General features: G+C 44.2%; 9 protein-coding genes. 4 read left to right on the top strand and 5 right to left on the bottom strand.

What is annotated here, in order from left to right; translation table 11 throughout:
* The first annotated feature begins 61 nt into the window (after nucleotides 1–61).
* Together SWOO_RS20090 and SWOO_RS20085 are read left to right on the top strand one after the other, a co-directional pair.
* The gene (locus tag SWOO_RS20090) at nucleotides 62–1822 is read left to right on the top strand and encodes a flavocytochrome c (protein ID WP_012326500.1); all 1761 of its coding nucleotides are present in this window, start codon (nucleotides 62–64) and stop codon (nucleotides 1820–1822) included.
* A gap of 153 nt (nucleotides 1823–1975) precedes the next feature.
* The gene (locus SWOO_RS20085; RefSeq protein WP_012326499.1) at nucleotides 1976–3166 is read left to right on the top strand and encodes a hypothetical protein; all 1191 of its coding nucleotides are present in this window, start codon (nucleotides 1976–1978) and stop codon (nucleotides 3164–3166) included.
* A 90-nt stretch (nucleotides 3167–3256) separates the two neighbouring features.
* Here the strand turns inward: SWOO_RS20085 and SWOO_RS20080 are convergent, their stop codons facing one another.
* Complete coding sequence (locus SWOO_RS20080) at nucleotides 3257–3568, bottom strand: hypothetical protein (RefSeq protein WP_012326498.1); 312 nt, start codon at nucleotides 3566–3568, stop codon at nucleotides 3257–3259.
* A 325-nt stretch (nucleotides 3569–3893) separates the two neighbouring features.
* Nucleotides 3894–5966 (bottom strand): M13 family metallopeptidase, encoded by a 2073-nt coding sequence (locus SWOO_RS20075; protein ID WP_012326497.1) that lies wholly within the window; start codon nucleotides 5964–5966, stop codon nucleotides 3894–3896.
* Nucleotides 5967–6213: 247 nt separating this feature from the next.
* On the opposite strand from SWOO_RS20075, the gene SWOO_RS20070 reads away from it, so the two are divergent.
* Both SWOO_RS20070 and SWOO_RS20065 read left to right on the top strand, forming a co-directional pair.
* Nucleotides 6214–6972, top strand: coding sequence for a sulfite exporter TauE/SafE family protein (locus SWOO_RS20070; protein WP_012326496.1), 759 nt, complete (start codon nucleotides 6214–6216; stop codon nucleotides 6970–6972).
* A gap of 406 nt (nucleotides 6973–7378) precedes the next feature.
* Nucleotides 7379–8854, top strand: a complete 1476-nt coding sequence (locus SWOO_RS20065; protein ID WP_012326495.1) for an FAD-dependent oxidoreductase — start codon at nucleotides 7379–7381, stop codon at nucleotides 8852–8854.
* Nucleotides 8855–8872: 18 nt separating this feature from the next.
* Here the strand turns inward: SWOO_RS20065 and SWOO_RS20060 are convergent, their stop codons facing one another.
* The 3 genes from SWOO_RS20060 to SWOO_RS20050 form a co-directional block, all read right to left on the bottom strand.
* Nucleotides 8873–9295 carry a group II truncated hemoglobin gene (locus SWOO_RS20060; RefSeq protein ID WP_012326494.1) on the bottom strand — a complete coding sequence of 141 codons (423 nt, stop codon included), beginning with the start codon at nucleotides 9293–9295 and terminating at the stop codon, nucleotides 8873–8875.
* A gap of 92 nt (nucleotides 9296–9387) precedes the next feature.
* Nucleotides 9388–11598 (bottom strand): catalase/peroxidase HPI, encoded by a 2211-nt coding sequence (gene katG / locus SWOO_RS20055; protein ID WP_012326493.1) that lies wholly within the window; start codon nucleotides 11596–11598, stop codon nucleotides 9388–9390.
* 86 nt (nucleotides 11599–11684) lie between these two features.
* Nucleotides 11685–12677 carry a cytochrome-c peroxidase gene (locus SWOO_RS20050; RefSeq protein ID WP_012326492.1) on the bottom strand — a complete coding sequence of 331 codons (993 nt, stop codon included), beginning with the start codon at nucleotides 12675–12677 and terminating at the stop codon, nucleotides 11685–11687.
* Nucleotides 12678–13073: the final 396 nt, after the last annotated feature.

The following is a 13073-nucleotide window of genomic DNA, read 5'->3' as shown; positions in this document are numbered from 1 at the left end:
GTCGCTACAAATCATAACTACCTGTTCGATAGAACACGTTTTACTCTTATAAGAGACCCGTATGAATTTCAAATTTAAAAAGTCAGTTCTAGGTATGGCTGTTGCTGTCCCAGTTGTTCTAGTTGGTTGTGCAGTCACAAACGAAATGGTTAAATCACAAGGTACTGCTAAAGGTAGGCATGGTGATATCACAGTAGAAACCACGTTTGAGAATGGCAAAATCACAGCCATTGATATTGTGAAGCAGAAAGAGAATAGAGTGTTATCGGCTGCTGTTTACAAAGACGTTAAACAGGCAATTATCGATAATAATAGTATAAATGTTGATGGTATTACTGGTGCAACAGCAACATCAGATGGTCTAAAAAAAGCGGTCGCTAAATCTGCTGAGCTTGCTGGTATCACTCTTGTGGCGACGGCGGCTATTAATGGCAAAAAAGTCAATGCTGAGCCATCAGAGTACACTTATGACGTGGTTGTTATCGGTGCCGGTGGAGCAGGTTTCTCCGCTGGTGTTGAGGCAGTTGAAGCTGGCGTGTCTGCTGTTATTATTGAGAAACAGCCAATTATTGGTGGTAACTCGTTGATCTCTGGCGGCGAAATGAACGTAGCTGGTAGTTGGGTTCAACAAAGCATGGGGATCACTGACAGCAAAGCGCTTTTTATCGAAGACACACTAAAGGGTGGCGATTACAAAGGCGACCCTGAGATGGTACGCGTAATGGCCGACAATGCTGTTGCCGCGGCTGAATGGTTACGTGATGACATCAAGGTCGACTTCTACAAAGACCAGATCTTTCAGTTTGGCGGTCACTCAGTTAAACGTGCTGTTATCCCTAAAGGACACACAGGTGCAGAAGTACTAAGTAAGTTTGCCGCTAAAGCAGAAGAGATTGGCCTACCAGTTCACATGAACACAACGGCAAAGAACCTTATCCAAGACGAGACAGGTCGTGTTGTCGGCGTTAAGGCGATGAAGAATGGTAAGGTGATCACTTATCACGCTAAGAAAGCCGTTGTCATGGCCGCTGGTGGCTTTGGTGCTAACATCGAAATGCGTAAAAGGTTTAACCCTGAATACGATGAGCGTTATGGCACGACTAATCACGCAGGTGCGACTGGTGATGGTATCGTGATGTCTGCTGCGATTAACGCTAAGACAGCAAATCTAGGTGAGATCCAAGCATACCCAATCTGTAACCCTGAAACAGGTGCTATTGCGTTAATCGCCGATGCCCGTTTTTTCGGTGCTATCTTGGTCAACCAAGAGGGTAAGCGTTTTGTTGAGGAGCTTGATCGCCGTGACGTCATCTCTAACGCCATTTTGAACCAAACAGGTAAGTATACTTATGTTATTTGGAATCAAAAGATTGATGATCTCGCTAAGACTATCGACATGCACCCAGGTGAGTTCAACGATCTACACTCTCGTGGATTAATGTTTGAAGTTGAAAGCATTGAAGAGGCTGCTGCGAAATTCAATATTCCTTTAGATACTCTGCAAAACACCATCAAGGATGTAAACCAATATGCGGCAACGGGTAAGGATTTAGCATTTAATAACCGTGCGGGACTTGTTGATATGTCAGAAGGTAAGTATTGGATCTTAAAAGCAACGCCATCTGTGCATCACACCATGGGCGGTATCGCGACCACCACGAAAGCGGAAGTATTAAATAATGATGGTGACATCATTAAAGGCTTGTATGCTGCTGGTGAAGTGACAGGCCTAACTCATGGTTCTAACCGTTTAGGTGGCAACGCTTATACCGATATTATTGTGTTTGGTCGTATTGCAGGCCAAGAAGCGGCTAAGCAATAATTAACAGTTTAATGAGTGTCGTCAGCTTGAGCTCTGACGGCACCCATTCGCCTAATCAACTCCCCTCAAAAATCCTTTCTACATCACATTATTAATCAATCAAACCTTGTCGGTGTTCTGATTGCGTATTCAGTCACAATCTAAAGTGAAATTATGGATATGATCCGTGCTCCTAATCCAATGTCGGGTTATGAACATGAGAATAAAAAAGTGAAAAAGCTAAAGTTATCTATTTTAATTAGTGCGTTACTTGGTGCTTCAACAGCTGTAATGGCTGATGAGTTCGAACCTTCTGTTGATTTGGGTGGTGCTGTTAAGGTTAAGTACTTCGTTGATGATGGCAATGAAGCGTCTAAATCAAATGGTGGTACATTCGCATTTGACGCATTAGAACTCGATATCGATAGCCATATTAGTGAAAACTGGACCGCAAGCGCTAAGTACGTTTTCAAAAACTCTTCAAGCAACCATTTCATTAAGTACGCTTTTGCTGCGTACAATGGTGTTGAAGATTGGCAGTTCCAGGGTGGTGTTATCAGCAAGCCATTTGGTAATAAGAGCTTCATCTCACACAACTGGTGGGAGAGTATCAACTACTACATGGGCTTTGAGGATGACTATGATCTAGGTGCTAAAGCTATCTATAGCAGTGGCAACTGGACCTCTGAAGTAGCATTTTTCAAGAACAGTGAATACTCATCATCTGATACCCGCGGTTATGCTGCAGATGCCTTCACAGGTTCTATTGGCGATAACACCTATGACAATGAAGAAACCAATACATTCAACATCCGCCAGTCTTATGTTTTTGACTATGACAAGCTAACAGTTCAAGTTGGTGCATCGTTAGAGTACGGCCAGCTATATAATGCCGCCCATGACGACCATGGAACATCGACAGCTTATGCTGTTCATTTAGATGCTCAGTACAGCGGTTACCAGTTACAGCTACAGATGGTTGATTATGATTATGACCAGTATGATAGTGAAAACAGCAATGGTCTATATGCAATGAAGATGGGTGGTGGCGCTTATGAAGTGGCTGCTAAAGGTCAAATCTTTGCTGCTAATATCGCCAAATCTATCGGTTATGATTGGGGTACAGTTACCCTGTATAATGACTATAGCCACTTGACACCAGATACCGATATTAACGCTAATCTAAATGATTCTGTGATCAATACAACTGGTGTGAGTATTGGGGTATCTGACTTCTTTATTTTTGTTGATCATATCTACGGCAAGAACGCTGTATGGTTAGGTGGTCAACAAGGTCTTGGTATCGAAAACCAAGATGATAATTTCTACTCTCTATTCAATATCAGCGTAGCTTACTATTTCTAATACCGATTGGTATCATCTTAAGACTCGTAAAAGAGATCTAGAATACACACTAGATCTCTTTTGAATCTCTTTCTTATCAGTAGAGAGGATTTAGTCTGCGTTAACAGAGCGTAAGAATGTTTTTCTATGATTATACTCATGATTAATATCAATATTTTCTGAAAGTGTCATAGTAACCGCTTTAACCACTTCCCCATCAGCTTGAAATTTGCTGACACTATGATTAACAAAATCAACCACAAAAATACTCTCATGAGCTTGATCAACTAAATTTGTATCTGCCTGCTGTAGTCGTTGTGAGGCGGAGCAATCATTACACTCAATTGTGCTGAAGTGGGCATAAGAGGCGCCGGAAAGTAATGAGCCGAAAAGTAGTCCAGCAGTTATAATTATTTTATTCATGTTCTCTCCCATATTAACCTTAATCATTGTGTGATCTAAGTCACACTTATTCTGCTGGTTTAATTTTAAATTGTCCACCTATTTCATTAACGTCTGCTTATTATTTTTAACTATTACCTGTTTTATATTAATGACTTATAAATGGTTGGCTAAATTAAGGTGGGCTACTATACGGCTCATCTTTTGCCGTTATTGCTGAAATATTGGCGGGAAAAATAAGCGTGAAAATGATGATTTGAAGGGATGTAGTTGTGATAAAAAAGCCAGTCAGTGATCTGACTGGCTTTTTACTTGCTTTATAAAAGCTTAGTGCTATCTATTCGTGTTACCAGATGCGAACGCGCTGATCTTCAGGAAGGTACAACTCATCACCCGGTTTTACATCAAAAGCCTTGTACCAAGCATCATGGTTACGTGGAGCTTGTGCGCGGTAACGACCAGGCGCGTGAGTACCCGCACGTAGCTGGTTTAGCATGCTCTGCTCGGTGCGCTTCTCTTTCCATACCTGTGCCCAAGCAAGGAAGAAGCGTTGATCGCCAGTTACGCCGTCGATCACAGGGGCTTCTTTACCGTTCAAGCTTAGCTTGTAGGCGTGGTATGCCATAGAGAGGCCACCCACATCGCCAATATTCTCACCTAGGCTGTTACGGCCGTTGACGAAGTTGTCTGGAATTGGCTCATATTTGCTGTATTGCGCGGCAAGCTGATCGGCTTTGGCTTCAAATGCAGCGCGGTCAGCATCTGTCCACCAGTTACGCTGAATACCGTTTGCATCTGATTTTGAACCTTGATCATCGAAACCATGGCCCATCTCGTGACCGATAACGGCACCAATACCACCGTAGTTAACCGCTGGATCGGCATTAGGATCGAAAAACGGTGGTTGCAAAATTGCCGCAGGGAACACAATCTCGTTAAACGAGCTGTTGTAATAGGCATTCACACGCTGAGGTGTCATGCCCCAACGGTTACGGTCAGTTTTCTTTAGCTCTTTGGCTATGCTGTCGGCTTTAAAGTATTGACGTAGGTTTTGGATATTTCCTACTAGATCTTTATTGGTTAACTTAAGACCATCAAACTCTTGCCACACATCTGGGTAGCCAATCTTAGGGTTAAATGCGGCAAGTTTTGCATGAGCGTTAACCTTAGTGTCTGCGCCCATCCAATCCAGGCCGTCGATACGCTCACCCATAGCTGTGCGTAGGTTTTCAACTAGCTCAGCCATCTGCTGCTTAGACGACTCAGGGAAGTAGCGCGCCACATAAACCTTACCAATGGCAAAGCCAAGCGATTGAGTGCCTGACATTTCAGAAATTGCACGCTTCCAACGTGGGCGAGGCTCCTCCTGTCCGCTTAATGTCTTGCCATTAAAGGCAAAGTTAGCGGCGTAGATATCTTCAGAGAGTAAACCTGCATTATTGCTGATGGTGTGGAAGGTCAGGTAATCCTGCCATACATTGAGTGGCTCTTGGTTGACCAAGGCGATCATCGCTTTAATCGGCTCAGGCTGTGACATATTCAGCTGAGGAACCTGATAACCAGTCTCCTTGAAGTAGAGATCCCAATTAAACCCTGGGTACTCTTTAGCAAGCTCAGTACGCTTTATCTGGTTTAGGGTCAGATCGCGATTACGACGCTTCTCACGAGGCCATTGACCTTCGGCCATCTTGGTCTCTAGGGCTAAAATTTCAGTTGCACGAGCTTTACCATCTTTTATCCCTGCAAAGGCAAGCATCTCGGCGATATGCTCAACATAGGCGGTGCGGATTTTGACAAAGCGTTCGCTATCTTCAAGGTAATAGGAGCGGTCGGGAAGGCCTAATCCAGTGGCACCCATTGACATCTCATACTGATTTGGATCTAAGCGGTTAAACCACATACCGCCTGCGATAGGTGAGCTTGCACCTGTTAGCCAAGCGCCGCCGAAGATCTTAGTTAAATCATCGGTCGATTTGATCTGCTTGATTGAATCTAAAGTAGGTTGGATTGGAGTGATACCCAGCTTGTTAGCAGTATCTGTATCCATATAAGCTTGATAGAAATCGGCAATTAGCTGCTCTTCAGCGTTAAGGTCGCTGCGGCTGGCGATATCATCGATGATCTCTTTAACCTGCTTTTCGCTGCGCTCAGCTAAACCGGTAAAGGCGCCAAAGCGAGTCTTGTCTGCAGGCATCACATAGTTGTCATACCAAGTGCCGCTGGCATACATAAAAAAGTCATCGCCAGGCTTAACGGCTTCGTTACGCGCCGATAGATCAACACCAAAACTACCTAGCTCTGCCTTGGTTGAACTGGCTGCTGTCACTGCCTTCTCAACGTCACTGTTTTTAACTTCTGATGTGCCGCAAGCCGCTAAAAATGTGCTGGCTAAGGCGATAGCGATTAAGGATTTTTTCATTTTTTATATTCTTCCTTGCTAAAGTGGGTCGCTGTTAAATAAACCTGTACATACTCCAATGTTGTCAAAAAATGTCAACATCTGATTTGTTAGCAAATTTAAGTAAAGTTTGAATGGAAAACTAACTATGTTATCTATGTTAACGCTTACAGATTAATTGGCAATTAAGCTGAGAAGGGCGGGCTGCTTTAGCTAGAGAGAATATGTATAGCCCGATAAATAGAGTATGAAGAGGATTTAAGCGTTAATGGATATCACCTTAACCCATGCGGTTTTGCTACTTGTTACCGGCTTTTTTGCTGGGATCATTAATACCTTGGCGGGTGGTGGCTCAAACCTGACCTTGCCTGCTCTCATGGTGATGGGGATGCCTGCTGAGGTGGCTAATGCCACCAATCGAGTTGGCGTTTTAATGCAGTCTATTGTTGCGGTATTGGGGTTTAAAAAGCATGGCAAGCTAGACACGGATGATACCGTGCCTATCCTGATCCCCACTATTGTTGGTGGTCTCTTAGGGGCTGCTGGGGCCGCCTATGCCCCCAGTGAATGGATAAAACCTCTGCTGCTGGGCACTATGTTATTGATGGCATTTATTATTCTAGTTAAACCCTCCATGGTGGCACCTGAGTTAGGCACTCCTGTTAAACAGGTATCGCAAACCCCTGCTTCATGGTGGTGGTTGGGCGTAGCTGGTTTTTACGGTGGATTTGTACAAGCGGGCGTCGGCTTTGTTTTACTGGCTGCTCTAGCAGGCTCTTTACGATATGACCTTGTACGAGCTAACGCACTTAAGATGCTCTGTACCTTAGTTTTCACCTCAGTTGCACTGGTGCTATTTATCATCGAGGGGCTAATTCAGTGGTTACCTGGATTGATACTCGCGCTCAGCACCATGTTTGGCGCTCACCTTGCGGTGAAACTTGCGATTAAGGCCAAACCAGATACCTTAAAGTGGTTCCTGTTTATTATGACCTTGGTAGGTTGTATCGCTGCCATGTTTAGTTAGCAAAAGGCTGAGAAGGGCAGGCTTCGCCCAGCTAAGACGGTACTGCGTGCCTGCGAGTACGTTCGCCAGCTCACTGCTAGAGCGCTGCGCTTCGAGTTAAAAGATTAGGGCAAAGGTTTACAGAACGCGTTGCTCACTCAATAGCCTACGGCTACATGAACGCTTCGTTTACTGAAAAAGTAAAACTGAGCATTTGCCATTGCAGTCATCTTGGCGAATACCAAGATCCACTTTTACTTTGAGTAAGGATATGCTGTCCAGCTTCTATTAAATGAAAATCTAAGATGAGCTCGAATCAAGTTGGAGAAGTAAGAGAACTGGCTCTCTGTGCTTAAAAGAGCTTGAGCAGATCACTTTCTAGCATATAAGATACCCCAGAATTTTTGTCTGTCACCTTTTAAGTACCATGAACAAACCTATAAATGGAGCTGAGACTCTGTTATCCACTAACGCAAAAGTTGCCATCATTGGCGGCGGTGTCGCAGGTTCTACCATAGCGTTACGCTTTGCCGAACTTGGGATAGATACCAGCATCATTGAAAAGGGTGAAAGCTTAGTGAATGGCCCGCCTATTTGTCACCTACACGCTGGTGGTAATCTGTATCGTGAGATCTCAGATGAGCAGTGCCTAACACTACTACAGCAGTCTATCGATACCGTAAAAGTATATCCCCAGAGCGTGTATCGCCGCCCCACTGTGATAGCGATACCAAAAAGCGATTCCGGTGAGCCTCAAGAGCTGCTGCCGCGTCTGCAGATGCTGCAAAACAGATACGCCGAGTTAGTGGGTTTAGATGCCAGTAATAGAGTATTAGGTGCTCCAGAGCATTATTATCGTCTGTTTGAGCGGGAGGAAGTTGAGGCTTTGATTGATAGCCCTTTACCTGAGAAGGCCGAGTCTCAAACTGATTGGTTGGTGGCCTTTGCTCAACATACTGAGCTCGACAAGTTAAAGTTTCCCATCGTATTAGTGCAGGAGTATGGCCTGTCTGCTTTTCGTTTTGCGGCGATTGCCAGTTTAGCGGCGGAGCGTCTGCCCAGTTGTCACCTCTATAACAAGACTCAAGTGGTGTCGCTTAAGCAAGATACACAGAGTTTACGCTGGCGAGTGTCGATGCAAGCGTTGGGAGAAGGGAAGGTATCTCACCTCTATTTTGATTACGTGATTAATGCCTGCGGCTTTAAAAGTGGTGAAATCGATGACATGCTCAGCGCTAAGCGCGAGCGTATGGTGGAGTTTAAAGCGGCTTATGTGGCCCATTGGCCTGAGTGTAAGGGGTTGTGGCCTGAGGTGATATTTTATGGTGAGCGGGGAACGCCACAAGGAATGGCGCAGCTGACTCCTTATCCCGATGGCTACTTTCAGCTCCATGGAATGACTCAAGATATTACCCTGTTCCGTGATGGGCTAGTGGCGAGTTGTGAGCAGAGCGCTCAACCAAAACTTGCTGAGCGTTTTATCGATAAGATTGAGCGCCAATGGCCTGAACACTTGGTTGAACAGAGAACGGTAGGATCCATTGAGCATATCGCGCAATATATTCCCCATTTTACTCAGGCTAATGTTGCGGCTAAACCTCTGTTTGGTGCTCAACAGATCCCAGGTGTTGATGCCGATTTACGTGCCGCCGATGTGTCATTTCATGGCAAATACTACGCCCGCACAGAGATAGTTAAAGCCTCGTCGGCTTTGGCGGCGAGCGATGCTATTTTGCAAGACCTGCTCGAGCATGGTCTCGTTAAATCAAGGCTCATCGAGCAATATGCAAAGCAGCACTATTTTCCCGTAACAGGGATGTGTAGTGATGATGAGGTGACGGCTAGAGCTAGGCTACTTGCTAGCCAGCGAGCTTATCCTCAAGCGCTAGCTAACAATGATTAAGAGAATAGCCAGTCTAGATTAGATTTTACGGGCCGATGATACTTGTCTTATCCTCTGGGCTGGAACTTGTAACTGCTCCATAAGATAGAGCTTAAATGGAGCTTCATAGGGCTGTTTAGCGACCGCTTTCTCCATACAAGACAACCAAGCTTCACTCTCCTCAAGGCCGATATGTAAATGCTGATGGGATTTAGGGATGCTAATGGGGCCATAATGTTCACGGTAGAGTCTAGGGCCGCCGAGCCAGCCAGAGAGGAAATACACTAGTTTTTGGCGTGATTCGGTGAGATCTTCCGGGTGCATATCGCGGATCTTTTTAGCACCAGTTACCTCATCCATATTGTTGTAAAACTCATCCACTAACTGAGTTAGCCCTGCTAATTCACCAGCCATCTTGTAGGAGTTATCTCCAACGCCATATTCGCAACTTCTTGGGGTCATCTATTCTCTCAAATCATTAGCGATAGCTCACCCAAGGCTAAGTTAAGTGGTGGGACTTAACCTTGGGGAGCAGTTTAGCTAATGAAAGTAGCTTACTTTATATCGAATCTATCATTGACCATCACCTTATGCCAAGCGGCGATAAAGTCAGTGATAAACTGCTCTTCAGCATTTTTAGAAGCATAAAACTCACTGATGGCACGAAGCTCAGTGTTAGATCCAAACACCAGATCCACTGGGGTAGCAGTCCACTTCAGCTTACCTGTTTTTCTGTCATAGCCCTCATAAAGTGCCTCGCTTTTAGGCTTTTTAGACCACTTAACAGACATGTCGAGTAGATTGACGAAAAAGTCATTGGACAATACGCCGGGCTGATCGGTAAATACTCCGTGATTGGAGCCGTCGGCATTGGCTGATAACGCCCTCATACCACCAACTAATGCGGTCATCTCTGGCACGGTTAACGTCAGTAGATCTGCTTTATCAATCAGCATCTGTGCTGGAGAGAGGTTACTCTCATCAGAGTAGTAGTTTCTAAACCCATCGGCCGTGCTCTCTAACACCCCAAAAGAGGCCACATCTGTCATCGCTTGGCTGGCATCCATTCTGCCTGGAGTGAAGGGGACCTTATTGTTAAAACCTGCCTCTTTTACCGACTTTTCGATGGCCGCAGCACCGCCCAATACAATGAGATCGGCAAGAGATATCTTGGCTTTTTTAGACTTTTTATTAAATTTGTCTTTAATCTTCTCTAGCTTATTTAGCACCTTAGCTAGCTGTTTCGGATTATTAACCTGCCACTCATTTTGCGGTGATAGATTGATGCGAGCACCATTGGCGCCACCACGCATATCGGTGCCGCGGTAGCTCGATGCTGACGCCCAAGCTGTGAGCACAAGATCTTGAACTGAGAGACCTGATTTGAGTATCTCTGATTTCAGTTTAGCGATATCGGCATCATTGACGACAGGGTGGTTTAGCTCAGGGATAGGGTCTTGCCAAACCAGCACCTCTTTAGGTACCTCATTCCCTAAGTAGCGAGAACGCGGGCCCAGATCGCGGTGATTTAATTTGAACCAAGCTTTAGCAAATGCGAGTTCATATTTGTCTGGTGACTTTCTAAAACTCTCGGCTATCGCCCTAAACTTAGGATCTTCCTTGATGGCGATATCTGTGGTGAACATGATGGGGGCATGACGCTTAGTGGGGTCATGGGCATCAGGTACTAAGTTAGCAGCGGTGTCTGTATCTGGGATCCATTGAATCGCCCCAGCTGGGCTCTTAGTTTTCACCCAATTAAAGGTAAATAGATTATCGAGATAGTTAGTGGTCCACTGAGTTGGAGTGATTGTCCATGCTCCCTCTAATCCACTGGATGTGGTATCGGCACCTGAGCCTGTTCCACAGCGATTTTTCCAACCAAATCCTTGCTCCTCTACTGCGGCAGCAGCGGGCTCTGGACCTACGCACTCAGTTGGTTTTTTTGCGCCATGGGCTTTACCGAAAGTGTGTCCACCTGCAATAAGGGCAACAATCTCTTCATCATTCATCGCCATACGACCAAAAGACATGCGGATATCATTAGCGGCGAGCAGTGGATCAGGGTTGCCGTGTGGGCCGACGGGGTTAACATAAATAAGTCCCATCTCAACTGCGGCTAGTGGGCCTTTGAGCTTGCCTTTTTTATCACGTCTCTCGTCGGTGAGAAACTTACTCTCTGGACCCCAATAGACGAGGTCAGGTTCCCAATCATCCTCTCGACCGCCGGCATAGCCATAGGTCTTAAATCCCATAGACTCGAGTGCCACGTTTCCGGTTAATGCGATAAGATCGGCCCAAGAGATACTCTGTCCATATTTCTGTTTTATCGGCCAAAGTAGCCTTCTTGCCTTGTCTAAGTTGACGTTATCTGGCCAGCTGTTGAGTGGGTCAAAACGTTGCTGTCCGCCTCCCGCTCCACCTCGGCCATCGTGGGTTCTATAGGTGCCAGCAGCATGCCAAGCCATTCGAATAAAGAATGGGCCATAGTGACCATAATCAGCAGGCCACCAATCTTGTGAGTTGGTGAGTACTTTATCGATATCCTTTTTTACAGCTTCAAGATCGAGTTTTTCAAAGGCTTCTGCATAGTCAAAATTGCTATTTTGTGGGTTTGACTCATCGCTGTGATTTCTAAGAGGGGTTAAATCTAATTGATTTGGCCACCAGAACTGGTTGGATTTAGGTTGTTCATTTTCCACCGCAGAAGCGGCGGTAACCATCACCGCAGATATGACAAAAGATAAGATTGTTTTCTTAAACATAATAATGACTCCGTTCCATTTAAATATCTTGAAATGTTAATTAGAATTATTCTTTAGGCGTGCTTAGATTAAACTCAAGGCTCACTTCATCTGGTAACCACCTTTATATTGTCTAATGTTTTTAAAAAGCTTGTTATATCCTCGACCTCTTTGTCGGAGAGTGTTATTCCAAGTTGATGAAACCCAGTATCTTTTACCGCTTGTTCTAATGATGTCTCTGCTCCATCATGAAAATAGGGTGCCGTTTTTGATACATTTCTTAATGAGGGGACTTTAAATTGAAAATCATCGGCAGAACTCATCGTTAAATGAGCTCTTCCTCTATCAATTTTATTTGGATAGGGATTAACAACCCCCATTTTGGTAAACATCTGTCCTCCAAGAAGAGGGCCGTTGTGGCATGCAACACAGCCGGCAGTGATAAAAGTCATCACTCCCTGTTTCTCTTTTTCAGATAACGCATTGGTCTCACCATTTAAAAAAAGATCAAACCTATCTTCCGATATTAAAGTTCTTTGAAAGGCGGCTAACGCATCCAATATATTATGAAAATTCAGCGGGGAGGCTTCATCTGGATAGGCTTTAATAAATAGCGCTAAATAGCCTGTATTTGTTAAGCGAGTTATGGCTTCCTCTTTCGAGGGGAGTGCCATCTCTATGGGATTTAATATTGGAAATTTTGCTTGCTCTATCAGGGTGTTGGCTCTTCCATCCCAAAACTGAGTAAACTGCAACCCAGCGTTCCAAGTGGTTGGGCTATTTCGCGTACCTGCCGAACCTAAAGCCCCAAAAGACACTGCTAAATTATCTGTACCAGAACCGGGGTTTTCATCTGTGCCTAATAAGTTATGACACGAGTTACATGACTGGGTGTTATTGATGGATAGTTGATTATCAAAATAGAGTCTTTTCCCTAATGCTATTTTATCATCATTGTCATTTTCTCCCCCAGGCATCTTATTGGGTAAGGGTTTAAAAAATTTAATCGCGATAGCATGAATAGAGTTTTCTGTGGCATCAGCCTGTACTGAGTCACAGATAAATAAGAGTGTAAGTAAACAAAATATTGTATGTTTCATATTTGTTTCTTTTAAATTAGATGTATTTAAATTACATTAAAAATGAAAGGGTACAAATCAATTGTATCGATTGTTTTAATAGCTAAAACAGATTGGTAATAGTGATGGGGAATATAAGCTAGTACTTTTGTCTATTTTGTCATACTTGGTGGTGTTATATTGCAGTCGACTTATTTTCTAATTATTCTAATTTTATCGGTTTGGTGAAAGTACTAAGTGTGGTTATATTAATTGCGTCGTTTAATTCTAATGGTTATAAACGATATAATTAGTGTGAACAAGTTGATGATGATTTTTAATTGTGACGGGTAATTAATCTTTAATATAATCAATGTTGTTCATTATCTAGATGTGTGAGAAGTGAAAATAGTCGATGCTTGTGCGTAGAGATGAAGC

The organism is Shewanella woodyi ATCC 51908, assembly GCF_000019525.1.
GTDB lineage: Bacteria > Pseudomonadota > Gammaproteobacteria > Enterobacterales > Shewanellaceae > Shewanella > Shewanella woodyi.
Note: the sequence above shows the minus strand (reverse complement) of the source record. Positions and strands in the feature narration are given on the sequence as shown.